This window comes from Paenirhizobium selenitireducens ATCC BAA-1503, assembly GCF_900492185.1.
GTDB lineage: Bacteria > Pseudomonadota > Alphaproteobacteria > Rhizobiales > Rhizobiaceae > Allorhizobium > Allorhizobium selenitireducens_A.
The window spans coordinates 229,576-255,619 of the sequence record NZ_UEYP01000005.1 but is presented as its reverse complement, the minus strand read 5'-3'; the positions used below and the strand labels follow the sequence as shown (position 1 = coordinate 255,619).

Annotated in this window: 13 protein-coding genes; 9 read left to right on the top strand and 4 right to left on the bottom strand. The window is 63.3% G+C overall.

Features of this window, described 5'->3' with window-relative positions; all coding sequences use genetic code 11:
* Positions 1–194 precede the first annotated feature (194 nt).
* Together RHIZ70P_RS11480 and pyc are read left to right on the top strand one after the other, a co-directional pair.
* Positions 195–935 carry a LuxR family transcriptional regulator gene (locus RHIZ70P_RS11480; protein ID WP_115670434.1) on the top strand — a complete coding sequence of 247 codons (741 nt, stop codon included), beginning with the start codon at positions 195–197 and terminating at the stop codon, positions 933–935.
* A gap of 113 nt (positions 936–1,048) precedes the next feature.
* On the top strand, positions 1,049–4,510 hold the full coding sequence (gene pyc / locus RHIZ70P_RS11475; RefSeq protein ID WP_115670433.1) for a pyruvate carboxylase: 3,462 nt from the start codon (positions 1,049–1,051) through the stop codon (positions 4,508–4,510).
* 138 nt (positions 4,511–4,648) lie between these two features.
* Here the strand turns inward: pyc and RHIZ70P_RS11470 are convergent, their stop codons facing one another.
* From RHIZ70P_RS11470 to RHIZ70P_RS11460, 3 genes are all read right to left on the bottom strand, one after another.
* Positions 4,649–5,314, bottom strand: a complete 666-nt coding sequence (locus RHIZ70P_RS11470) for an OmpA family protein (RefSeq protein ID WP_115670432.1) — start codon at positions 5,312–5,314, stop codon at positions 4,649–4,651.
* 79 nt (positions 5,315–5,393) lie between these two features.
* Positions 5,394–6,644 (bottom strand): flavodoxin-dependent (E)-4-hydroxy-3-methylbut-2-enyl-diphosphate synthase, encoded by a 1,251-nt coding sequence (ispG, locus tag RHIZ70P_RS11465; protein WP_115670431.1) that lies wholly within the window; start codon positions 6,642–6,644, stop codon positions 5,394–5,396.
* Positions 6,645–6,824: 180 nt separating this feature from the next.
* Complete coding sequence (locus RHIZ70P_RS11460) at positions 6,825–8,021, bottom strand: MFS transporter (RefSeq protein ID WP_115670430.1); 1,197 nt, start codon at positions 8,019–8,021, stop codon at positions 6,825–6,827.
* A 238-nt stretch (positions 8,022–8,259) separates the two neighbouring features.
* On the opposite strand from RHIZ70P_RS11460, the gene RHIZ70P_RS11455 reads away from it, so the two are divergent.
* The 4 genes from RHIZ70P_RS11455 to RHIZ70P_RS11440 all read left to right on the top strand — a co-directional run bounded on the left by RHIZ70P_RS11455 (position 8,260) and on the right by RHIZ70P_RS11440 (position 13,673).
* Positions 8,260–9,123, top strand: coding sequence for a DMT family transporter (locus tag RHIZ70P_RS11455; protein WP_115670429.1), 864 nt, complete (start codon positions 8,260–8,262; stop codon positions 9,121–9,123).
* A 125-nt stretch (positions 9,124–9,248) separates the two neighbouring features.
* Positions 9,249–9,449: a YgaP family membrane protein gene (locus RHIZ70P_RS11450; RefSeq protein WP_115670428.1), complete on the top strand. Its 201-nt coding sequence runs from the start codon at positions 9,249–9,251 to the stop codon at positions 9,447–9,449.
* A gap of 25 nt (positions 9,450–9,474) precedes the next feature.
* Entirely contained in the window at positions 9,475–10,476 is a 1,002-nt protein-coding gene (locus tag RHIZ70P_RS11445) for an efflux RND transporter periplasmic adaptor subunit (protein WP_115670427.1), read from the top strand.
* Complete coding sequence (locus RHIZ70P_RS11440; RefSeq protein WP_115670426.1) at positions 10,473–13,673, top strand: efflux RND transporter permease subunit; 3,201 nt, start codon at positions 10,473–10,475, stop codon at positions 13,671–13,673. The genes RHIZ70P_RS11445 and RHIZ70P_RS11440 overlap by 4 nt, the downstream gene beginning before the upstream one ends.
* 75 nt (positions 13,674–13,748) lie before the next feature.
* Here RHIZ70P_RS11440 and RHIZ70P_RS11435 read toward each other — a convergent pair whose 3' ends face one another.
* Positions 13,749–14,912 carry a M20 aminoacylase family protein gene (locus tag RHIZ70P_RS11435; protein WP_235842213.1) on the bottom strand — a complete coding sequence of 388 codons (1,164 nt, stop codon included), beginning with the start codon at positions 14,910–14,912 and terminating at the stop codon, positions 13,749–13,751.
* 282 nt (positions 14,913–15,194) lie between these two features.
* On the opposite strand from RHIZ70P_RS11435, the gene RHIZ70P_RS11430 reads away from it, so the two are divergent.
* From RHIZ70P_RS11430 to RHIZ70P_RS11420, 3 genes are all read left to right on the top strand, one after another.
* Entirely contained in the window at positions 15,195–15,848 is a 654-nt protein-coding gene (locus RHIZ70P_RS11430) for a TetR family transcriptional regulator C-terminal domain-containing protein (RefSeq protein ID WP_115670424.1), read from the top strand.
* 11 nt (positions 15,849–15,859) lie between these two features.
* Positions 15,860–17,062 carry a pyridoxal phosphate-dependent aminotransferase gene (locus RHIZ70P_RS11425; RefSeq protein WP_115670423.1) on the top strand — a complete coding sequence of 401 codons (1,203 nt, stop codon included), beginning with the start codon at positions 15,860–15,862 and terminating at the stop codon, positions 17,060–17,062.
* 373 nt (positions 17,063–17,435) lie between these two features.
* Positions 17,436–25,946: a GH36-type glycosyl hydrolase domain-containing protein gene (locus tag RHIZ70P_RS11420; RefSeq protein ID WP_115670422.1), complete on the top strand. Its 8,511-nt coding sequence runs from the start codon at positions 17,436–17,438 to the stop codon at positions 25,944–25,946.
* Positions 25,947–26,044: the final 98 nt, after the last annotated feature.

Sequence of the window (26,044 nt, the reverse complement as noted above, 5' to 3'; positions counted from 1 at the left end):
GCGCAGCCGAGGCGGGATGGCGGAGCCGGAACGTCAGATTTTGCAGGAAGGGCTAGATTTCGGATGTCGAATTTAAATGCCTCCTAACTGTATATGTTAGCTTATGCACGCCTTCCAAAAGACTCGGTCGGATAAAGATCGGCGTCCTATGGCTTTTTCGTGTTCTCGCATGCGAGACGAGGTTGGGGGTAGGTTTGAGCATTAACCAATTGATACAGTTCCTGGTCGTCGCGGATGAGTGCCGCACGGCCGAGGAAGTCGTCACCGAGTTGGAAACGCTGCTGCGGCACTATCGTTTCGACTATTACGGGATCATCCGTCAGCCGAAACCCAACGAGAACCCGATGGGGCTCGTTTTGACGGGGCGCTGGCCAGAGGGCTGGCCCGAAACCTACATCGCCAAGAAGTTCGTGCTGATCGATCCGACCATCCGCTATCTCGGTCAAGCGCAGAAGGGTTTTCGCTGGAACGAGACGATAACCGCCTTCAAGAGCGATCCGCATCGCAAGCGCATGGAGCGGATGATGATGGAATCGCTCCGCTTCGGTCTGCAGGACGGCTATATCTTCCCCGTGCACGGGCGCAATGGACTGCTGGGCAACATGACGCTCGGCGGCAAGCCGGTCGATCTGTCGCCGGTGGAAATGACCCTGTTCGATGCGGTCGCCAAGAAGGCTTTCTGGCGCCTGCTCGAACTGCGTCGCGAGACCGGCACGCTTGAGGAGGCGACACAGGTCGACACGCGGATGACGCGGCGCGAGATGGAAGTGCTCAACTACCTGGCCGACGGCATGACTTCCAACGACATCGCCAAGATCCTGAAGATCTCCAACCACACGGTTGACTGGTACATGAACGGCATCCAGGACAAGCTGAAGGCGAAGAACCGCCAGCATGTCGTGGCGCTGGCCTTCCGCATGGGGCTTATCACCTAAGGGTCGGTAGAAATCGGTCATCCGTCGATCGGGGAAATTGAACTCTTTGTGACAAAGCGATAAAGGTTTCTTCGCAGTGCAGCATTCTGTGGCCATCGACTGAGGAGACCGATTTGTCCATTTCAAAGATTCTCGTTGCCAACCGATCCGAAATTGCCATTCGCGTCTTCCGCGCCGCCAACGAACTCGGGCTGAAGACGGTCGCGATCTGGGCCGAGGAGGACAAGCTTTCGCTGCACCGCTTCAAGGCGGACGAAAGCTACCAGGTTGGTCGCGGTCCGCACCTTTCGCGTGAGCTCGGGCCGATCGAAAGCTATCTTTCGATCGACGAAGTGATCCGCGTCGCCCGGCTTTCGGGCGCGGATGCGATCCATCCCGGCTACGGCCTGCTGTCGGAAAGCCCGGAATTCGTCGATGCCTGCGACAAGGCCGGCATTACCTTCATCGGCCCGCGCGCCGAGACCATGCGCCAGCTCGGCAACAAGGTGGCGGCCCGCAACCTCGCGATTTCCGTCGGGGTTCCGGTCGTTCCTGCGACCGAGCCGCTGCCGGACGACATGGCGGAAGTCGCCCGCATGGCGGAAGCGATCGGCTATCCGGTGATGCTGAAGGCATCGTGGGGCGGCGGCGGTCGCGGCATGCGCGCCATCCGCGACCCGAAGGATCTCGCCCGCGAAGTCATCGAGGCCAAGCGCGAGGCCATGGCCGCCTTCGGCAAGGACGAAGTCTATCTGGAAAAGCTGGTCGAGCGCGCCCGCCACGTCGAAAGCCAGATCCTCGGCGACACGCACGGCAATGTCGTGCACCTGTTCGAGCGCGACTGCTCGATCCAGCGCCGCAACCAGAAGGTCGTCGAGCGGGCTCCCGCCCCCTATCTCAACGACGCGCAGCGCCAGGAACTCGCCAACTATTCGCTGAAGATCGCCCAGGCGACGAACTATGTCGGCGCCGGCACGGTCGAGTATCTGATGGATGCCGACACCGGCAAGTTCTACTTCATCGAGGTCAATCCGCGCATCCAGGTCGAGCACACCGTCACCGAGGTCGTGACCGGCATCGACATCGTCAAGGCGCAGATCCACATCCTCGACGGCCATGCCATCGGCACGCCGGAATCGGGCGTGCCGAAGCAGGAGGACATTCGCCTTAATGGCCATGCCCTCCAGTGCCGCATCACCACCGAAGACCCGGAGCAAAACTTCATCCCGGACTATGGCCGCATCACCGCCTATCGCGGCGCGACCGGCTTCGGCATCCGGCTTGACGGCGGCACGGCCTATTCCGGCGCGGTGATCACCCGCTACTATGATCCGTTGCTCGAAAAGGTCACCGCCTGGGCGCCGACGCCGCAGGAGGCGATCCAGCGCATGGACCGGGCGCTTCGCGAATTCCGCATCCGCGGGGTGGCCACCAACCTCACCTTCCTCGAAGCGATCATCGGCCACCCGCAGTTCCGCGACAACAGCTATACGACGCGCTTCATCGATTCGACGCCGGAACTGTTTGCCCAGGTCAAGCGCCAGGACCGTGCCACCAAGCTCCTGACCTATCTGGCCGATGTTACGGTCAACGGTCATCCCGAGGCCAAGGGTCGTCCGCGTCCGCCAGAAGATGCGGCCGAGCCCATCGTCCCCTATATCGACGCGCCGATCCCGGATGGCACCAAGCAGATGCTCGACAGGCTCGGGCCGGTCAAGTTCGCCGAATGGATGCGCGGCGAGACCCGCGTGCTAGTCACCGACACGACGATGCGCGACGGCCACCAGTCGCTTCTGGCCACCCGCATGCGCACGCATGACATCGCACGCGCCGCCGGCGCCTATGCCCGCGCCTTGCCCAACCTGCTATCGCTCGAGTGCTGGGGCGGCGCGACCTTCGACGTGTCCATGCGTTTCCTCACCGAAGATCCGTGGGAACGTCTCGCGCTGATCCGCGAGGGTGCGCCGAACCTGCTTTTGCAGATGCTGCTGCGCGGCGCCAACGGCGTCGGCTACAAGAACTATTCCGACAATGTCGTGAAGTATTTCGTCCGCCAGGCCGCGGCCGGCGGCATCGACCTGTTCCGTGTGTTCGACTGCCTGAACTGGGTCGAGAACATGCGCGTATCGATGGATGCGGTCGCCGAGGAAAACAAGCTCTGCGAGGCAGCGATCTGCTATACCGGCGACATTCTCAATGCCGCACGGCCGAAGTATGACCTGAAATACTACACGGCGCTCGCCGCCGAACTGGAAAGGGCCGGCGCCCATATCATCGCCGTCAAGGACATGGCGGGCCTCTTGAAGCCAGCCGCGGCCAAGATCCTGTTCAAGGCGCTGCGCGAGGCGACCAGCCTGCCGATCCACTTCCACACCCACGACACCTCGGGCATCTCGGCGGCAACGGTGCTGGCCGCCGTCGAGGCTGGCGTCGATGCGGTCGATGCGGCCATGGACAGCCTGTCGGGCAATACCTCGCAGCCATGCCTCGGGTCGATCGTCGAGGCGCTGCGCGGCTCCGAGCGCGATCCCGGCCTCGACCCGCACTGGATCCGGCGTCTCTCCTTCTACTGGGAAGCGGTGCGCAACCAGTATGCGGCCTTCGAGAGCGATCTCAAGGGGCCGGCCTCTGAAGTCTACCTGCATGAAATGCCGGGCGGCCAGTTCACCAATCTCAAGGAACAAGCCCGGTCGCTCGGGCTGGAGACCCGCTGGCACGAAGTGGCGCAGGCCTATGCCGACGCCAACCAGATGTTCGGCGACATCGTCAAGGTGACGCCGTCGTCCAAGGTCGTGGGCGACATGGCGCTGATGATGGTGAGCCAGGACCTGACCGTCGAGGACGTCGTCGATCCGAAGAAGGACGTGTCCTTCCCGGAATCGGTTGTCTCCATGCTGCGCGGCGATCTCGGCCAGCCGCCGATCGGCTGGCCGGAAGGGCTGCAGAAGAAGGCGCTGAAGGGCGAGCCCGCCTATACCGTCCGGCCCGGTTCCCTGCTCGAGGACACCGACCTCGATGCCGAGCGCAAGGCGATCGAAGAGAAGATCGGCCGCGAGGTCAGCGACTTCGAGCTCGCCTCCTATCTCATGTATCCGAAGGTCTTCACCGACTATGCGCTGGCAGCCGAGACCTACGGTCCGGTGTCGGTGCTTCCGACGCCCTATTATTTCTACGGCTTGCCGGCTGGTGAGGAACTGTTCGTCGACCTGGAAAAGGGCAAGACGCTGGTCATCGTCAACCAGGCGATGGGGGCGACCGACGACAAAGGCATGGTCACCGTGTTCTTCGAACTGAATGGTCAGCCGCGTCGCATCAAGGTGCCGGATCGCGCCCATGGGGCTGCGGGCAGTGCCGCGCGCCGCAAGGCCGATCCGTCGAATGCGGGTCATATCGGCGCGCCGATGCCCGGCGTCATCTCCACTGTCGCGGTCGCCAGCGGCCAGTCGGTGCGGGCGGGCGACGTGCTGCTGTCGATCGAGGCGATGAAGATGGAGACGGCCCTGCATGCCGACCGCGACGGAACGATCGCGGAAGTGCTGGTCAAGACCGGCGACCAGATCGACGCCAAGGATCTGCTGGTGGTTTTCGAGGCCTGAGGCACCGATGCGGGGGAGCAGGATAAGAGCCCTCCGATAACAATCGAGGCCGGAACATCCTGGTGGATGTTCCGGCCTCTCGTTGTTTCAGGGCAGCGTGCCGCCGCGGCGTCTTGGCGCTTTTTCGTCTGCCGCCGATCAGCCGGCCTTGAGCGGCGAGATCTGTATCTCCACGCGCCGGTTCTGCGCGCGCCCGTCGGCCGTCGCATTCGACGCGATCGGCTGGCTGGGGCCGAAGCCGAGCGCCGACACACGGCGGGGATCGACGCCCTGCGAATTGAGATAGCTTGCGACCGACATGGCGCGCCGTTCGGAAAGCGCCTCGTTATGGGCGACGCTACCGGTCGAATCGGTATGGCCGTTGACGTCGATCAGGGTCTTTTCAAACTTGCGCAGCACGATCGCCACCGAATTCAGGGTCGGGTAGAACTGCGGTATGACCTGGTCCTGATCGGTCGCAAAGGTGATGTTGGATGGCATGTTGAGGATGATCCGGTCGCCCATGCGGGTGACGGAAATGCCGGTGCCCTGCAACTGAGCCCTCAGTTCGGCTTCCTGGTTGTCCATGTAATTGCCGATCGCGCCGCCGGCGAGTGCGCCGATGCCGGCGCCGATCAGCGCGCCATTGCGGCTGTCGCGTCCGCCACCGCCGATCACGGCGCCACCGACGGCGCCGAGTGCGGCGCCCAGGACGGCACCGCCGGCCAGGTTGGACGTCTTCTGCTCGCCGGTATAGGGATCGGTCGTGGTGCAGGCGGTCAGATAGGTCGCGGCAAGCGCGAGGATCGACAGTTTCTTGATCATCGTCGGGCAAACTCCAGGAAAACTCTGATTTCCGTCAACAAGCCAAATGCGGCAATATGAAGTTGGCGGCCGTTCGAACTCATTCGGCTGCGCTTTTTTGACCGAAACGCTTTTCGATGTAGTCGATCACAAGGGCTTCGAAATCGGCCGCAATGTTCGGGCCGCGCAAGGTCATGGCCTTCTTTCCGTCGATGAACACCGGAGCGGCCGGCATCTCGCCGGTACCCGGCAAGGAAATACCGATGTCGGCATGCTTGCTTTCGCCCGGCCCGTTGACGATGCAGCCCATCACCGCGACATTGAGCGCTTCGACGCCGGGATATTTTTCCCGCCACACCGGCATGTTCTTGCGCAGGTCCTGCTCGATCTTCTGGGCCAGTTCCTGGAACACGGTCGAGGTCGTCCGGCCGCAGCCGGGGCAGGCGGCAACAACCGGCACGAACTGGCGAAAACCCATGACCTGCAGCAGTTCCTGCGCCACCTGCACCTCGCGGGTGCGATCGCCGTTCGGCTCGGGAGTGAGTGAAACGCGGATCGTATCGCCGATGCCGTGTTGCAGGACATAGCCCATGGCCGCAGAGGAGGCGACGATGCCCTTGGAACCCATGCCGGCTTCGGTCAGCCCGAGATGGAGCGCATGGTCGGAACGGCTGGCCAGCATGGAATAGACGGCAATCAGGTCCTGAACCTGGGACACCTTGGCCGACAGGATGATCTTCGATCGCGGCAGGCCGATTTCCTCGGCGAGTTCGGCCGACAGCAGCGCCGACTGGACGATCGCCTCACGCGTCACCTGGCGGGCGGAAAGCGGAAAACCCTCCGCCTGGTTCTTGTCCATCAGCCGGGTCAGCAATTCCTGGTCGAGCGAGCCCCAGTTGACGCCGATGCGCACCGGCTTGTCGTAGCGGATGGCCATTTCCACGATGTCGGCGAACTGCTTGTCCTTCTTGTCCTTGAAGCCGACATTGCCCGGATTGATGCGGTATTTGGCCAGCGCCTCGGCGCAGGCCGGATGGTCGGCCAGCAGCTTGTGGCCGATATAGTGGAAGTCGCCGACCAGCGGGACATCAAGGCCGAGGCGAAGCAGTCGCTCGCGGATTTTCGGAACGGCTGCAGCGCTTTCGTCGCGATCGACGGTGATGCGGACGATTTCGGAACCGGCCTTGAACAGTTCGGCCACCTGTCTGACGGTGGCGTCTACATCGGCCGTGTCGGTATTTGTCATCGACTGCACGACGACGGGAGCGTTGCCGCCGACGATCACGCCGCCGACATCGACGGCAACGGTTCTGTGGCGCGGTTTGGGATCGAATTCGTCTGCGGAGATCATGGAGTGCCCTTGAGCGGCGCTAAATTACTCGGATTCAGGTGGATCAAACATGCGCGCTTGTCAACCTTGCGCTAAATCATGGGGCTGCATGCGGTCCCGGCGACGCCGACGGGTGGTTCTTCTCGGCGGCGCGCAGACGGGCCTTGCAGCGGCCCGTTCCTCGCGCGACCGTGTCCATGCCTAAGGATGCGCCTCACCGATCCGGTCGGCGTGGCGCGCCAGTCCTGAAAGCGCGAGCACGACGAGATTGAGCAGTGAAACCGCCGTGAAGACGCTGGATAGCGACGTGTATTCGGCAATGAAGCCGATGATCGACGGGGCGAACAGGATCCCGGAATAACCGAGCGAGGTCACGACCGAGAGGCCGATCCCCGGTGCAAGGCCCGGGATGTTTCCGCCGGCGGAAAAGGCGATGGGCACCATGTTGGAAATGCCGATCCCGGCAATACCGAATCCGATCAGCGCGATCGTGACATTGGGTGCCTGGCCGGCGATGATCAGGCCGACAAACGAAGCGATGGTGCAAAGGCGGAGTGTTGTCACCGCGCCGAACCTGTCGCGCACCAGATCGCCGGCAAAGCGCATGGCCGCCATGGCAAGCGAGAAGGCGGCAAAGGCAAAGCCCGAATGCGCCGTCGAGGCATTGAGTTCCTTGCCGAGATAGAGCGCGCCCCAATCGAGGATTGCCCCTTCCGGGATCATCGAGAAAAGGGCGATGAGGCCGATCAGCCAGGGCAACGGCGAAAGCGGCAGTCTCGCCCGCTCGCGCCGTTCTGAGGGGTGTGGCTGGTCGACAAGGATCATCGTCCGGGCAATCGCCAGCAATGCGAACGCGACGCCGGCCACCAGCAGGGCATGACCGAGCGCGCCAATGGCTGCAATCAGCACACCGCCGGTTGCGGCTCCGACCAGGCCTCCAAGGCTCCAGAAGGCATGACAGGACGACATGATCGATCGGCGCATCGAACGCTCGACCTCCACTGCATTGGCATTCATCGCCACGTCCATCGCGCCCGCCAGGCCGCCGAACAGGAAGATGGCCACCGCGCCCACCCAGAGCGCGTCGACAAACGTGATGAAAACAATGGTCGGGATGAACAGGAGCGCTGCGACGAGGACGACCCGGCTCGAGCCGAATCTGGAGATCTGAAACCCTGCGATTGGCATGAGCAACAGCGAGCCGACGCCGAAGACGAACAGCATGATGCCGAGATGGGCCTCGCTCAAGGACAGCGAGGCGGCGAAGATCGGGATCTTAGGCGCCCAGGCGCCCATCATCAGGCCATTGATGAAGAACAGCAGGGACACCGCCGCCCTTGTCCGGGTGAAATAGCCGCCGCGCAGGCCATCGGCGCTGCCATTGGTCGTCTCTGCCATCGTCCGCTCCTCGATTTGGCGGCACTTTATTTCAATCGATTGAAACCTCAACTGCGAAATCCTTGCGGGAATTTCACATTTTGTTTCCCGGCGAAATGGCGGATGCACCCCAGAGATCCGGTAGAGGCGGGCCATTGACAGCCGACCGCGAAAGGAAAAATGTGGCTCCATTCTTCCCGCCCGTTTCTTCGGGTCCGCGCTGTCGCTCCCCTCAATAATCCTGCCTTCAGGTGCATGCGTGAAAACAACCGTCGGCCTCGGCATCCTGTTGACCAGCCTGTCCTATTTCCTCTTCACCCTGCATGACGGCCTGATCAAGCTGCTGGTCGAGACGACGGCGGTGTGGCAGATACTGTTCTTCCGCAGCGCGGTCATCCTGGTGGGATGCCTGGCCTTCGGCGGCCCCTCATTGATCCGCGAAGCGGTCACTTCACCGGTCGTCAAGCCGATGATGATCCGCAGCCTGCTGCTGCTCGGCGCGTGGCTGAGCTATTACAACGCCGCCCGCGAGATGCAGCTCGCCGAACTGACGACGCTCTATTACGCCGCGCCCGTGGTTGCCACGCTGCTCGCCGTGCCCATCCTCAACGAGCGCGTGACCGTGCCCCGCTGGACGGCGGTCGTGGTCGGTTTTCTCGGCGTGCTGATCGCAACAGATCCAGTGGGCCTGACGTTCCGCCCTCCCGTCTACCTCGCCCTGCTGGCGGCCTTCCTCTGGGCTTTCTCGACCGTTCTTCTGCGACGCACCGCCATGGGTGCCCGAACGCTGGTTCAGATGAGCGTGACCAACAGCTTCTTCCTCGTTCTCACCGGCACGATGCTGGTGCAGGTCTGGCATAGGCCGACAATGACGGAGCTCGGTTTGTCGCTTGCGACCGGCATTATCGGCGGCGTGGCCCAGCTCGCCTTTTTCGAGGGCATGCGCAGGGCGCCGATCTCGGTGCTTGCGCCGTTCGAATATACGGCACTCGTCTGGGCCTTCGCACTCGGCTATGCGATCTGGGGCGATATCCCGGCGCTCAACGTCTTCTTCGGCGCAGCGCTGATCTGCAGCGCGGGCTTGATCATCATTTTCAGCGAACGTTTGCTTTCCCGCCGCTAGGAGGGAACCAAAAAATGGTTCTGCTGCTGCGGTCTGGTCCAGCCAGGTGCCGGCAAATAGTCCTTGCTACCGCTTCAACCATCGTATATACGAATATATGTAGATATATATCCATGGAGGTTGCAATGTCTCTCGATCGTGCCGTGCTGGCCTTTGCCGGCGTAATGGTTCTCGTTTCCGTCCTGCTGACGGCTTTCGTCCACCCGTATTTCGTCTGGTTCACCGTCTTCATCGGCGTTAACATGCTGCAGTCGGCCTTTACCGGTTTCTGCCCCGCTGCCATGATCTTCAAGAAGCTCGGCTTTCGTCCCGGCTGTGCATTCTGAGCATCCCTGTTCAAAGGAAACTTCCATGAAAGCCAAGGCGCTCGCGTGTTCCGCCATTCTCGGCCTGTCACTCTTGGCGACAGCCTCTTTCGCGGCGGAGACGATCCGTCTCGACGCGGTGAAAATCCCTGAATGGAAGGCTGTCTATGGCCGTGTCGAAGCGCGCGACAGCGTTTCGGCGCGGGCGCGGATCGGCGGCACCGTCGTCGACCTCAAGGTCACGGAAGGCGATGACGTCAAGGCCGGCGATGTCATCGCCGTCGTCAAGGATGACAAGATCGACTTCCAGATCGCCGCGATCGAAGCCCAATTGCTCGGCCTGCGGGCGTCATTGGAAAACGCCCAGTCGGAACTGACGCGCGGCGAGGAGTTGATCAAGCGCGGGGTGACCACGGCCCAGCGGCTGGACGCCCTGCGCACGCAGGTCGATGTCGTGCGCAACCAGATCGCGGCCGCCGAAGCCCAGCGCTCGGTTGTCGTCGAGCAGGGCAAGGAAGGCGCGGTGCTGGCGCCCGCCGACGGCAAGGTTCTCACCGTTCCGGTCACCAAGGACGCCGTCATCATGGCAGGCGAGCCGGTTGCGACGATCGGCGGCGGCGGCTTCTTCCTCCGCCTGGCGATCCCCGAGCGCCATGCCGACCTGCTGCGGCAGGATGCCTCCATCGAAATCGATAGCGGCAACGGCAACGGCAACGGCAACGGCCACCAGAGTACCGGCCGCCTCGCCAAGATCTATCCGGAAATAGACAATGGCCGCGTGATCGCCGATGTCGAGGTCGAGGACCTGCCGACCGCATTCGTCAACAAGCGCCTGCTGGTGCGGGTGCCCGTCGGCGAGCGCGATGCCCTGCTGCTGCCGGTCGATGCGCTGACCAACCGCTTCGGCGTCGACTATGTCACCGTCAAATCGGGTGAAGGCACGGCCGAACGCGCTGTCGTCACGGCCAAGCCGATCCTGTACGATGGCAAGAATATGACCGAAATCCTGACTGGTCTTGCCGCCGGCGAAGAGGTCCTGCTGCCATGAAGCTTCCCAGTCTCGGCATTGCAGGTGGCCTGACCAAGGGCTTCATCACCTCGCCGCTCACGCCGCTCTTCCTTATCACCGCCTTCGCGCTCGGCCTCGTCGCGCTGTTGACGCTGCCGCGCGAGGAAGAGCCGCAGATTTCCGTGCCGATGGTCGACATCATCGTGCGTGCCGACGGCCTGAAGGCGGAAGACGCCGTCAAGCTCGTCACCGAGCCGCTGGAAACGATCATCAAGGGCATCAACGACGTCGAGCACGTCTATTCGCAGACCTCCGACGACCAGGTCATGGTCACGGCCCGCTTCATCGTCGGCACATCCGGCGATTCGGCGGTGCTGCGCGTGCATGACAAGATCCGCGCCAATATGAGCTCGATCCCGGTCGGCATTCCCGAACCGCTGGTGGTCGGCCGCACGATCGACGACGTGGCGATCGTTTCGCTCACGCTGACCCCGTCCGCCGACAAGGGGGCTGGCGTCGATGCGACCGCGCTGACCCGCATCGCTCGCGAATTGCGGGTGGAGATGGCCAAGATCGACGACGTCGGCCTGAGCTACCTCGTCGGCGAGAACGGTGACGCGATCCGCATCGCGCCGGATTCGGAAAAGCTTGCCCTTTACGGCATGACCCTGCAACAGCTCTCCGCCAAGGTGACCGCCGCCAACCGTTCGTTCTCGACCGGCCTGGTCCGCGACGAAGGGCGGCAGATCGAGCTCGTCGCCGGTGAGACATTGTCCACTCCCACCGAAATCGGAAATCTGCTGCTGACCACCCGCGATAACCGGCCGGTCTATGTCCGCGACGTCGCCGATGTCTCGTTCGTCACCGACACGGTGGACGCGCGCGCCTCGACGGTCACCCGGGGCGAAAACGGTGAACTGAAGCGCGTCCCCGCCGTCACGCTTGCGCTTGCCAAGCGTGCCGGCGCCAATGCTGTTCTGGTCTCGGAAGAAATTCTGCATCGTGTCGAAGAGTTGAAGGGCAACCTCATTCCCGACAGCATGGATGTCGAGATCACCCGCGACTACGGTGAAACCGCCAATGAAAAGGCCAACGAACTTCTGTTCCATCTGGGGCTGGCCACGCTGTCGATCATCGCGCTCGTCTGGGTGTCGATCGGCCGCCGCGAAGCGCTCGTCGTCGCCATCGTCATTCCCGTCACGATCCTGCTGACGCTGTTTGCCGCCAACCTGATGGGCTACACGCTGAACCGCGTTTCGCTGTTCGCGCTGATTTTTTCGATCGGTATTCTCGTCGATGACGCGATCGTCGTGATCGAAAACATCGCCCGTCACTGGGGCTTCAACGACGGCAAAGACCGCCGCGAGGCGGCGATCGATGCGGTTGCCGAAGTCGGTAATCCGACCATTGTTGCGACGCTGACGGTCGTCGCAGCCCTGCTGCCGATGATGTTCGTATCCGGCATGATGGGCCCCTATATGAGCCCGATCCCGGCCAATGCCTCGGCCGCGATGATCTTCTCCTTTTTCGTCGCCGTTGTGGTCACGCCCTGGCTTATGCTCAAGATCGCCGGCAAGGCCAAGCTGCACCATGACGATGCGCACGCGACCGGCGGCATTCTTGGCGCGGGCTATGCAAGGGTCGCCAGCCCAATCCTGGCGAGCAAGAAGAACAGCTGGATCTTCCTGCTTCTCGTCGGCGTCGCCACGCTCGGTTCGCTGGCGCTGTTCTACACCAAGGACGTCACGGTCAAGCTCCTGCCCTTCGACAACAAGTCGGAATTGCAGGTGACGATCGACCTGCCCGAAGGCTCGTCCGTCGAAACCACGGATGCGATCGCCCAGGCTGTCGCCAAGGTGACGCTCGATACACCGGAAGTGCTGAGCGTCCAGACCCATGCGGCAACGGCTGCGCCGTTCAACTTCAACGGCTTGGTTCGTCATGCCTACATGCGCTCGAAACCCGAGATGGGCGATGTCCAGATCAACCTGACGCCGAAGTCGGAGCGTGATCGCTCGAGCCACGAGATCGCGCTCGATCTGCGCCAGCGGCTGCTCGCCGAGGTCAAGGTGCCGGAAGGCACTTCGCTGAAGGTGGTCGAACCGCCGCCGGGTCCGCCGGTCATGGCAACACTTCTGGCCGAAATCTATGGCCCGGATGCCGACACGCGCCGTGCCACGGCGGAGAAGGTCAAGGCCGCCTTCAAGTCGGTCCCCTTCATCGTCGACGTCGATGACAGCTATGGCCAGCCCGCCAGCCGTCTGCGTGCCACGATCTCCGGCGATGACCTGGACTTCTTCGGCGTTTCGGAAAGCGACGTGTTCGACACGCTGTCGATCCTCAACGGCTCGACCACGCTCGGCTATTCGCACCGGGGCGACGGCCGTGCGCCGATCCCGATCGTCATCAGCAGGCCAAAAGGCGCGATGGTGTTCGACGAGAAATTCCTGTCGACGCCGATCCCCGCCAACCTTCTGCCGGGTTCCCGCTCGGTGGTGGAACTGGGCGACGTCATTCGCGTCGGGGAGGAACAGGCCTCGTTCCCGATCTTCCGCCACAACGGTCGCTATGCCGAAATGGTCACGGCCGAGCTTGCGGGTGACTACGAGGCGCCGCTCTATGGCATGCTCGCCGTGCAGGATGCGCTGGACAGCCAGGATTGGACCGGGCTGACCAAGCCGGAGATCGCCCTGCATGGCCAGCCGATGGACCAGGACAAGTCGGTGCTGCTGTGGGACGGCGAATGGGAAGTGACTTGGGTCACCTTCCGCGACATGGGCGCCGCCTTCATGGTCGCCCTTCTCGGGATCTATATCCTGGTCGTCGCCCAGTTCGGTTCGTTCAAGGTGCCGCTCGTCATCCTGACGCCGATCCCGCTGACCTTCATCGGCATTCTCGGCGGCCACTGGTTGTTCGCGGCACCGTTCACCGCGACCTCGATGATCGGCTTCATCGCGCTCGCCGGCATCATCGTGCGCAATTCGATCCTGCTGGTGGACTTCATTCGCCACGCCAAGACCCCGGATCGGGATCTGACGGACGTGCTGATCGAGGCCGGCTCGATCCGTTTCAAGCCGATCCTGCTCACAGCCCTTGCGGCGATGATCGGCGCGGCGGTGATCCTGACGGACCCGATCTTCCAGGGCCTGGCGATCTCGCTGCTGTTCGGGCTCGCCTCGTCGACGCTTCTGACCGTGCTGGTCATTCCAGCGATCTATCGCGTGCTCAGAACCTGAGCTTACGGACAGGCAAAACGATGAAGGCCCGGGAACCTGCGTTTCCGGGCCTTCTCTATTTTGGTCTTAAAGCTCTTATTTCGTGGCGAGCCAGCTTTCGGTGAGTTCGACCCAGAAGCTGGTGCCGATCGGCAGGATGTCGTCGTTGAAGTCGTAGCGGGGATGATGAAGCGGCGGATCGTTCGGTGTCCGTTGCGTTCCGACGAAGAAATAGCAGCCCGGACGCTCTTCCAGCATATAGGCGAAATCCTCGCTGCCCATGGTCGGACGCGGCATGTCGACGACCTTGTCCGCACCGGCAAACCGGGTCGCCAGCGTCCGGATGAAGTCGGTCTCCGCCTTGTGGTTGATGGTCGCGTTATAGCCCCGCTGGTAGTCGACGGTCACGCTCATGCCGTAGCTTGCAGCCTGTCCCTCGGCGATGGTGCGGATACGGTTCTCCAACTGATCGCGCACCTTGGGATCGAAGGAGCGGACCGACAGCAGCATCTCGGCGCGCTCGGGAATGACATTGCTCGCACCGCCGGCATGGAAGGCGCCGACCGTGATCACGGTCGGGTCGATCGGATGGATGTTGCGCGAGACAATGGTCTGCAACGCCATGATGATCGAGGCGCCGCAGACGATCGGATCGGCGGTGTCCTGGGGCTCGGCGCCATGGCCGCCGCGGCCGTTGACGGTGATCTTGCACTCGTCTACCGCGGCCATGATCGGACCTTCGCGCAACGCGAACTGGCCGAACGGAATGGTCGGGTCGTTGTGGAGCGCAAAGACTGCGTCGCAGGGGAATTTTTCGAACAGCCCGTCGTCCATCATGATCTTGGCGCCGCCGAAATTCTCTTCGGCGGGCTGGAAGATCAGGTGCACGGTGCCGTCGAAATTCTTCCGCTCGGCGATGATCGCGGCTGCGCCGAGCAGCATGGCAGTATGCCCGTCATGACCGCAGGCATGCATCATGCCGGGGTTCTTGCTCTGGTATTCGAGCCCGGTTTCCTCAAGGATCGGAAGTGCATCGAAATCGGCACGGATGCCGATACTGCGAGGGCTGTCGCCGTTGCGCAGCGTGGCGACGATGCCGGTCTTGGCAAGGCCACGGGTCACCTCATAGCCCAGTGACTCGAGCTTCTTGGCGACATAGTCCGATGTGTTGAATTCCGACAGGCCGATCTCCGGGTATTGGTGGAGATGATGGCGGGTTGCCACGACGTCGGCCATATGGTTGGAAAATTGAATTGTCATGAAGCACCAGGGGTTTGGCAGAGGGTTTGAAAGCGCGGGACATGGCAGCCGTGCCACCGCCTCGTGATCCCGCACCGAGGCTTTAGCGGATCTCGGTGGGCGAACGAGGCCGGAGTTTTGCACTTGTGCCTCAATTATTCAACCGTATAAACAGAAGGTGGACAGTGCCGACGGGACGACCGGCCTGCCTCAAGAATGGGAGCGGAGCATGAAGGGATTCAGGCGGAGAGAATTCGGAACACTGTCCGGCCAGGGTACCGCCTTGCTGCTCGGACCTAGATCATGAGCCGCCGGCCCTTCCACCGTGCCGGGGAGGCGGAGCGCCGACAGGACCTCATTACCGCCACGCTGGACTGCATTTCCGAATACGGCCTTCAGGGGGCGACCGTGCGCCAGATCGCCGCGCGGGCCGGCGTCACCGGAGGCCTCATCCGCCACTATTTCACCGGCAAGGAACAGATGCTGCAGGCGGCCTACCGCGAGGTGATGGTGACTATCGGCACCACGGCGATCAATGCCGCTGAAGCGGCAGGCAGCGATCCGCGCCGCCGGCTGCATGATTTCATCATCGCCAATGTCAGTCCGCCGATCACCGATCCGCGCACGCTGTCGCTTTGGGCGGCGTTCATCAGCCATGTCCGCGTCGATCCCGAATTTGCCCGCATCCATCGGGAAAACTACCTGAATTTCCTCGGCTCGCTGGAGGATCTGCTTTCGGCCTTCCTCTCTGCCAACAGCAGGCCGATTGCGCCGGAGGAATGCCGCAAGCTGGCGATCGCCATCAACGGCCTGATCGACGGCCTATGGCTGGAAGGATCGCTGGCCGGGGATCTGTTCGACGATCAGGCCTTGCCGCGCATTGCGCTCGCATCGGTCGAATCCCTGTTGGGCGGCCTCAGCCTCTCCCATACCGACGCTCCTCGCGACAAGACATGACTGGACGACCCATGCGCTATGCTTCCATAACCGAACGTCTCGCTGATCTCGGATCAGGCAAATGGGCGATCCACATCGAAGCCCGGCGCAAGGCGGCCGAGGGCGTACCGGTGATCGAGCTCACGATCGGTGAGCCGGATGTCAGTCCCGATCGCGCATTGCTCGACGAGTGCGCCCGGGCCATGTATGCCGGCCGCACGCGCTATTCCAACGGCCGGGGCGAGCCGTCGGTGGTCGATGCGCTGGTCGAGAAATATCGCAAGCGTCGGCCTGACGTCACAGCGCGCAACGTGCTCTGCTTTCCCGGAACCCAGACGGCGCTTTTCGCCGTCATGCTCGGCCTGCTGGACCGCGATGACGAAGTGTTGGTCGGCGACCCCTATTACGCGACCTATGAAGGCGTGATCGCCGCCAGCGGCGCCCGCATGGTCCCGGTTCCGCTTCACCCGGGAAAGCACTTTCACCTGCAGGCCGACGACCTTGCTCGCGCGGTTTCGCCGCGCTCGCGCGTGGTGCTGCTCAACACGCCGCACAATCCCACCGGAGCCGTCCTGACGGCCGACGAGATCGCCGCGATCGGCGAGGTTTGCCGCGCGCATGACCTCTGGATCGTCTGTGACGAGGTCTACGAGGAACTGATTTTCGGTGGTGCCTTTGCCTCGCCCTTCGACGATCCGGCGCTTGCCGAGCGGACGATCGTGGTATCCTCGATTTCGAAATCCCACGCTTCGCCCGGCTTCCGCAGCGGCTGGGCAATCGGACCGACGGAATTCTGCGACCGCCTGCTACCCGTCTCTGAAACCATGCTGTTCGGCGTGCAGCCGTTCATCGCCGACATGACGGCCATGGCGCTGTCCAAACCGTTCGATACGGCCGCGGTGATGCGGGCGAACTACGAGCGTCGGGCGAAGCTGGTGGCGGACGGCCTTGCCGCTTCGCGAACGCTGAAGCCGATGATGCCGGAGGGCGGCATGTTCATTGTCGTCGACGTGTCGGCGACGGGCCTCACGGGGCAGGCATTCGCGGAGCGCCTGCTTCGCGAGAGGAATGTCGCGGTCATGCCCGGCGGCTCCTTCGGCGAGGAGGCGATCAATTTCGTCCGGATATCGCTGACCGTCGACGATGAACGGCTTGCTCGCGCCACGCAGCGCATGGTGGAACTCGCTGCCGAGATCGCCGGGCACGGCGAAGGGCCGCGAAGGGTGGCGATCTGATATCCGCAGCGAACGCGTTCGGCGAGCTTGATCCAAAGATCGCGTGCCGCGTCCCGACCTGGGAGGCAGCTTTTTCCAGGTGGCCTCGACGCTTCAATCGCCGCGGCAGGACAAAAGCCACCATCGGCGTCTAAGACCAGCGTAGGCCTTGGCTACGGCCTTGAAATAAGGCATAAAAAAGCCAATTTTCCTAGCGATGCCACGGTACCATCTCCGCCGGACCAGTTTTCTTGCAGTCATCGTCTCGCATTGCGGGCTTTTTGAGTTCAGATGATTGAACGCGAGGCCAAAACTGTGCAAAGCGATGCGCCGGGGGATGGCAGCGGGTCAAGACGAACCCTGACGAGCTCCCTTTAACGATAAACTCGAGATTATGTCTTTGACCATGACGCCGAATGTTCCGTCGCGCGACCTAGAAACCAGGCAGATCGATCACAACGATGCGATCCGCGCTGCATATTTCACCATCGACGAATTGCGCGAGGCAGCCGAGGCGCTCGCCCGGGATGGTGCGACGGATCTGCCGGGACTGATGGATTTCGACTTCTTCGCGCGTCATCGCGAGAACGAACGGGAAATCCTGAGGGTCTACCGGGCGACCGCGACCGACGTCGAGGCTGGCGCCACGATCACGCCGGCGGCGGAGTGGTTGCTCGACAATCACTACATCATCGAGGAGGCGATCCAGGAAGTGCGCCGGGACTTCCCCAAGAAGTTCTATCGCCAACTTCCGACGATGAAGGTCGGCAACCGCGAAATTCCCCGGACGATGGCGCTCGCCTGGCTATACGTCGCGCACACCCATTCGACCGTGTCGATGGAGGCGATGACGGCGCTGGTCGAAGGCTTCCAGAAGCACAAGACGCTGGAGATCGGCGAGTTGTGGGCGCTTCCCTCGATCGTCCGCTTCGTGCTGATCGAGAATCTGCGGCGGATCTCGACGCGTGTCGACCGGTCGCGCCGGATGCGCCGCAAGGCAAACGAGGTCGCCGACGAGATCATTCGCCTCAACGATGCCGCAAGCTCGACCGAACTCCTGAAACAGATCGAGCCGCTCGCCGAAGACAATACCTTCGCCACCCAGTTCCTCTACCGGCTGCGCAACGGCTCGCAGAACACCAGCTTCGCCGTCTCCTGGATCGAGGTACGCCTGGAAAAGGCGGGCCGTACCGCCGAAGAGGCGATGACCCAGGAGCACAACCGGCTGTCGTCCGGCAATGTGACCACCGGCAACATCGTCAAGAGCCTGCGCGAGATCGACGACAAGGAATGGTCGGTCTGGGTCGAGGACGTCTGCCTGGTCGACAAGGTGCTTGCCCATCACACCGACTATCGTGCTCTCGATTTCGGCTCGCGCAACGCCTATCGCAGCACGATCGAAAGGCTGGCGCGCCGCTCCGACATGTCGGAAATCGAGATTGCCCAAAAAGCGATCGATCTCGCCGAAGAGGCGGCCCAAGCCGATGGGTGCGTCGGCTCACCCAATGTCGGCGGCTATCTCGTTGGGACGCAGCGTCCGCTGCTCGAGCGGGCGATCGGCTATCGCATGCCGCTCTGGCGCCGCCTGGCGCTTGGCGTCCAGCGTCTCAATTGGATCTCGATCGCGGTCCCCGTCATCGGCCTGACGCTCGCCGCCATGGCCGTGGTCGGCTATTTCCTGTCGCTGGCGGGTGTGTCTACGCCGCTGACCGTCATTCTGCTGCTGCTGTTTGCGCTGCCCGCCTCCGAAGGCGCGACCGGCCTCTTCAACACCCTTGTGACGTTGATCGCCAAGCCGGCTCGCCTGACTGGCTACGAATTCAAGGAAGGCCTGCCGGATGAAGCGCGCACGCTGGTCGTGGTGCCGTGCCTGATCGCCAAGCGCGACGATGTGGACGAACTGGTGCGCAATCTCGAGGTTCACTATCTCACCAATCCACGCGGCGAGATCTATTTCGCGCTTCTGAGCGACTGGCGCGACAGCCCGGTCGAGGAGACGCCGGCGGACCTCGAAATCCTCGAATATGCCAAGGGCCAGGTCGCCGAGCTTGCGGCGCGCTACGCCCATGACGGCAAGACCCGGTTTTTCCTTCTGCACCGCCGCCGCCTCTACAATCCCGCCGAAGGCGCCTGGATGGGCTGGGAGCGCAAGCGCGGCAAGCTGCACGAACTGAACCTGCTCTTGCGCGGCGATCACGACACCTCCTACCTGCCGGGCGCCAACATCGTGCCCGAGGGCGTGCAATATGTGATGACGCTCGATGCCGACACGCGGCTGATGCGCGACGCGGTCACCAAGATGGTCGGCAAGCTCTACCACCCGATCAACCGGCCGGTGCACGATCCTGTAACCGGGCGCGTCGTCAGTGGCTACGGGGTGCTCCAGCCGCGCGTGACACCGTCCCTGACGACGGGCAAGGATGCCTCGGTCTTCCAACGCGTCTTCTCGATGAACCGGGGGCTCGACCCTTACGTGTTCACCGTATCCGACGTCTACCAGGACATTGCCGGCGAAGGCACCTTCACCGGGAAGGGCCTCTACCACGTCGATGCGTTTGAAACGGCGCTGAAGGGGCGCATTGACGAGAACACGGTTCTGAGCCACGATCTGCTAGAAGGATCGATGGCGCGCTGCGCCCTCGTCACGGATGTGGAACTGGTCGAAGACTTCCCGACCCGCTACGAGGTCGAGATTTCCCGCCAGCATCGCTGGGCCCGTGGCGACTGGCAGCTCTTGCCCTACATCTTCGACCCGGCGCGCGGCATTACTGCGCTCGGCCGATGGAAGATGATCGACAACCTGCGTCGTTCGCTGACTCCGATGGCCTGGTTCCTCGCCTCGGTGCTCGGCTGGCTGTCGATGGATCCGGTCGGCGCCTTTCTCTGGCAACTCCTGCTGATTTTCTGCCTGTTCGTCGCGCCGACGCTCTCGCTGCTGTCCGGTCTCGTGCCGCGACAGACGGATATCGTTCCGGCGGCGCATTTCCAGTCGCTATGGTCGGAACTGCGTTCGTCGAACGCCCAGGTGGCGTTGCGCATCGTCTTCATCGCCGACATGGCCTATATGATGGGCGACGCGATCATCCGCTCGCTCTATCGCATGCTGGTCAGCCGCAAGCTGCTGCTTGAATGGCGTACCGCCGCCAGTATCCAGTCCTCCGCCCAGGGCAGCATTTCCACCTATTATCGCAGCATGCTGCACGCCCCGGTGCTGGCCGTGCTGGCGCTCGCGGTAGCGGCGGCATTCGGCGGCTACGGCTATCTGATCGGCCTGCCCTTCACGCTGATGTGGGTCTTGTCGCCGCTCGTCGCCTGGTATGTCAGCCAGTCGGCCGAAACGGAGGACAGCCTCTTCGTTCCGGAGGAGGCAACCATTGAGTTGCGCAAGATCGCGCGGCGGACCTGGCGTTTCTACGAGACCTTCGTCACCGCCGGCGACAATTACCTGCCGCCGGACAATTTCCAGGAAAATCCGGAACCGATCGTCGCCCATCGCACCTCGCCGACCAATATCGGCGTCTACCTGCTGTCGGTCGTCTCGGCCCGGCATTTCGGCTGGATCAGTTTCGAGCAGACGATCGAACGGCTGGAACAGACGATTGCGACGGTCGAACGCATGGAGAAGTACCGTGGGCACCTCTACAACTGGTATTACACGGACACGTTGAACACGCTTGGGCCGCGCTATATTTCCGCGGTCGACAGCGGCAATCTCGCCGGCCATCTGATCGCCATCTCCTCGGCCTGCCGCGAATGGGCGGAGGCACCCTCGGCGCATATGCAGGGCAATCTCGACGGCATCGGCGATGTGGGCGGCATCCTGCTCGAAGTGCTCAAGGAACTGCCGGACGATCGCAAGACGGTGCGGCCCCTGCGCCGCCGGCTCGAGGAGCGCATCAACGGCTTCAACAATGCGCTGGCCGCCGTCAAGCGCGAGCATGAATTCGCCTCGATCCGCATTATCAACCTCAGCGTGCTGGCGCGCGACATCCAGAAGCTCGCGGCGAACCTCCACCATGAGGTCCGCTCCGAACAGAGCGGCGAAGTCACCCGCTGGACGGAATCGCTGGTCGCCGCCTGCGAGGCGCACATCGCCGACACGGCCTTCGACCTGTCGAACATCGATCCGTTGCGCCAGCGTCTTGCCGTCCTGCGTGACCGCGCCCGCGGCATTGCCTTCTCGATGGACTTCAGCTTCCTGTTCCGTCCGGAACGACGGCTCCTGTCGATCGGTTATCGTGTCGACGGCCGCGAGCTGGACGAAGCCTGCTACGACCTCCTGGCATCGGAATGCCGTCTCACCAGCCTGTTCGCCATCGCCAAGGGCGATCTGCCGACCGAACACTGGTACCGGCTCGGCCGCCAGGTCGTGCCGATCGGCGCGCGGGCCGCGCTAATCTCCTGGTCGGGCTCGATGTTCGAATATCTGATGCCGCCGCTCGTCATGCAGGAGCGGCAGGGCGGGATTCTCAACCAGACCAACAATCTGGTGGTGCAGGAACAGATCAACCACGGCAAGCGGCTGGGTATCCCGTGGGGGATCTCGGAAGCGGCCTTCAATGCCCGCGACCATGAACTGACCTATCAGTACACCAATTTCGGCGTGCCGACGCTCGGCCTCAAGCGCGGCCTCGGTCAGAACGCGGTCATTGCGCCCTATGCCTCGATCCTGGCCAGCCAGTATTTCCCGGAAGCGGCGCTGGAAAACCTGACGCGTCTGCGCAAGCTCGGCGCGCTGGGCGCCTACGGCTTCCACGACGCCGTGGACTTCACCCCGACCCGCCTTCCCGAAGGCAAGTCCTGCGCCGTCGTCTACAACTACTATGCCCACCACCACGGCATGTCGATCGCGGCCATCGCCAACGTCGCCTTCAACGGCCGGCTGCGCGAGCTTTTCCATGCCGACCCGGTGATCGAGGCAGCCGAACTCCTGTTGCAGGAAAAGGCACCGCGGGAAATCCCGGTGATGAGCGCCAAGTACGAGCCGCAGACGCCGGGCAAGGGCCAGGCCGACCTGCTGCGTCCGGAAGTGCGCATCGTGACCGATCCGGCGGTCAAGGACCGGGCGCTCGCCTTCCTGTCGAACGGCCATTATTCGGTCATGCTGACGGCGACGGGATCGGGCTATTCGCGATGGAATGGCCAGGCCGTCTCCCGCTGGGTCGCCGACCCGACCGAAGACCGCGCCGGCACGTTCATCTTCCTGCGCGATACCGCGAGCGGCCAGTGGTGGTCGGCGACCGCTTCGCCACGCCGCGCCGAGGACGAGGAAAGCAAGGCGATCTTCGGCGACGACAAGGCCGAGTTCTTCAAGACGGTCGGGGACATTTCGACCCAGGTCGAGTGCATCGTCGCAACCGAGCATGACGCGGAAGGCCGGCGCCTGACCATCCTCAATACCGGCAGCGAGGATCGCTTCATCGAGGTGACGTCCTATCTCGAGCCGGTGATTGCCCAGGACGATGCCGACAATGCCCATCCGCTGTTCTCGCGCATGTTCATCAAGACCGAATTCGGCCGCCGGCGCGACGTCATCCGCGCCGAGCGCAACAAGCGCAGCCCGGGCGACGCCGATATGTGTGTCGCGCATCTCGTCGTCGATACCACCGGCCCGGGCCGGCCGACCGAGTTCGAGACCGACCGCCGGCGCTTCATCGGCCGGGGCCGCTGCCTCGCCGAGGCCGCGGCTTTTGAACCGGGCGCCACGCTTTCGGGAACGGAGGGCTTCACGCTCGATCCGATCCTCAGCTTGCGCCGCGTCGTGCGCGTGCCGTCGGGCAAGAAGGTCAGCGTGATCTTCTGGACGATCGCCGCACCCAGTCGCGAAAAGATCGACGAGGCGATCGAGCGCTATCGTCACCCGGATTCCTTCAGCCATGAACTCATTCATGCCTGGACCCGGGCGCAAGTCGAACTGCGCCACATCGGCATCACGTCGCAGCAGGCCGCCGCCTTCCAGCATCTCGGCCGTTATCTGGTCTATCCCGACAATCATCTGCGGGCCGATCCGGATACCGTCCGCAACGGCCTTGCCACCCAGTCGGCGCTGTGGCCGCTGGCGATTTCCGGTGACTATCCGATCTTTGCGCTGCGCATCAACGACGACATGGATATCGAGATCGCCCGGGAAGCCATGAGCGCGCTCGAATACCTGCGCCGTCGCGGCATCGTCGCCGATCTCGCCATCGTCAACGAACGCGCCACCTCCTATGCGCAGGACATGCAGCATGCACTCGACCAGATGGCCGAAAACCTGCGACATCGCCTGCCCGACGGCAGCAGCGGCAAGCCGCATGTCTTCGTCGTACGCAACGACCTGATGGAGGAGGGCGCCTCGCAGGCGCTGATCGCTGCCGCGCGCGTCGTTCTGCACGCCCGAAACGGCAAGGTGGTGGATCAGATCAACCGGGCGGTCTCGCTTTTTGCCACGCCGCGCAGCCCGGAGGGATCGGAGACCGAATGGCCGGGCCTGTTGCCGGCGATGCCTGTCGCCTCGACCAAGACCGCTCCGGCCCGTGCCGGAGAGGGTCTCGAATTCTGGAACGGCTTCGGCGGTTTTGGCGATAGCGGCAAGGAATATGTCGTGCGCCTGGCGGGTCGGCAGTCGACGCCGCAGCCGTGGATCAACGTGATCGCCAACGAGAATTTCGGCTTCCATGTTTCGGCCGAAGGGGCCGGCTTCACCTGGAGCGGCAATTCGCGTGACCACCAGCTGACACCCTGGACCAATGACCCGGTCGTCGATCGCCCGGGTGAGGCTTTCTACGTCGCCGATCTCGAGACCGGCCGGACATTCGTGCCTTTCAGCGCGCTCAACCTCGATGACAAGGCCGAGTTCGAAACCCGCCATGGTCTCGGCTACACGGTGTTCACCAGCCGCCACGACGATCTTGAACTCGAGCTGACCCAGACCGTCGACCGGAGCCGTCCGGCCAAGCTGTCGCGCCTTGTCCTGCGCAACCGGGGCGAGGATGCCCGCAGCTTCCGCGTCTACGGCTATGCGGAATGGGTGCTCGGCAATAGCGGGCAGAAGAGTGCGCCCTTCGTGTTGTCCTCATTCGATGAGGAGACAGGGGCTCTCTTTGCCACCAATCCTTACGACATCAACTATCCGGGCCGCACGGCCTTCCTGGCGGGGCTGGGCGCGCCCAGCGGCTATACCGCCAGCCGGCGCGAGTTCATCGGTCGCCATGGTTCGATCCGGATGCCGCAGGCGCTGGCCCGCCAGTCGCATCTCTCAGGCTCTGCCGAGACGGAGAGCGATCCCTGTGCGGCACTTGCCTTCGACATCGAGGTCCCGGCCGGCGCTGAACGCGACATCACCTTCCTGCTCGGCGAGACGGGCACTGAGGAGGACGCCCGCGAATTGATCGAAGCGCTGCGCAAGGAGAGCTTCCCGTCGATCCTCGCGGCAGCCAAGGACTATTGGGCCGGTATCACCGGACGGCTGCAGGTCAAGACCGCCGACCAGGCCTTCGACATGCTGGTCAACCGCTGGCTGCCTTATCAGGCTCTGGCCTGCCGGATCTTCGCCCGTGCCGGCTTCTACCAGGCAAGTGGGGCTTATGGCTTCCGCGACCAGTTGCAGGATACGCTCGCCTTCCTGATGGTCGAGCCGGAACTGGCGCGCCGCCAGATCCTCAACGCCGCTTCGCGCCAGTTCGTCGAAGGCGATGTGCAACACTGGTGGTTGCCGAGCACCGGTGCCGGCGTGCGCACGCATATATCCGACGACGTCGTCTGGCTCGCCCATGCAGTCGACCAGTATGTCGCGGCGACCGGCGACCAGGCTTTCCTCGAAGAGCGCCTCGCTTTCCTCGAGGGGCCGCCTCTTGCGGAAGGCCAGCACGACAGCTTCTACCAGCCGGGCGTCTCCTGCGAAGAGGCGAGCCTCTACGAACATGCGGCTCGCGCGCTCGACCTCGCGGTGGCCCGGACCGGTTCCCGTGGGCTGCCGCTCATCCTCGGCGGCGACTGGAACGACGGGATGAACCGCGTCGGCGAAAAGGGCGAAGGCGAAAGCGTCTGGCTCGGCTGGTTCCTCGCCGCCACGCTCCGATCCTTCCTCGTCCATGCCGAGGCGAAGGGCGACGAGGGCCGCATCACCCGATGGACGGCACATCTTGCCGCCCTCGGGCAGGCGCTGGAAACGGCCGGATGGGATGGCGAATACTATCGTCGCGGCTATTTCGACGACGGCACGCCGCTCGGCTCCGCCCAATCGGAAGAGTGCCGGATCGATTCGATCGCCCAGTCCTGGAGCGTCCTGTCGGGCGAGGGCAAGCCGGAGCATACGGCCAAGGCACTCGATGCGGCGCTGTCGGAGCTTGTCGACGAAGAGGCTGGAATCATCCGGCTGTTCACGCCGCCCTTTGCCAAGACGAAGCTCGACCCAGGCTATATCAAGGCTTATCCGCCGGGCGTGCGCGAGAATGGTGGGCAGTATACCCATGCGGCGATCTGGCTCGGCCTGGCGCTCGCCAAGGCCGGCCGTCCGGCTGACGCCTGGCGCTGCTTCGGGCTGCTGAACCCGATCAACCACGCCCGCGATGCCGAGTCGGCGGAACGCTATCGGGTCGAACCCTATGTGGTCGCTGCCGACGTCTATGGCGGTGAAGCCTATCCCGGCCGCGGCGGCTGGACCTGGTATACCGGTTCGGCGGGCTGGCTCTATCGCTTCGCCGTCGAAGGCCTGCTCGGCATATCCCGCAAGGGCGACCGGCTGCGCGTCCAGCCCGTCCTGCCGCCGGAATGGAATGAATTCGAGGCGGACCTGACGATCGACGGCAGGCGCTACGCCATCGCGGTCGAACGCCTTGCCGGCTCTGTTGGCTATGACGTGACGGTCAATGGTGAGGCGGTCGCCGATCTTGAGGCCGGCTACCCGCTCGTGCCGGCGCCTTGAGGCGTTTCTACACGGGGCAAGGATGATCGCGGGTTCGAGGCCGTCGATCCTGTGCGGCGGTGCCTTGCCACTTCGCCCTTGTCTTTATGAAAATGCAG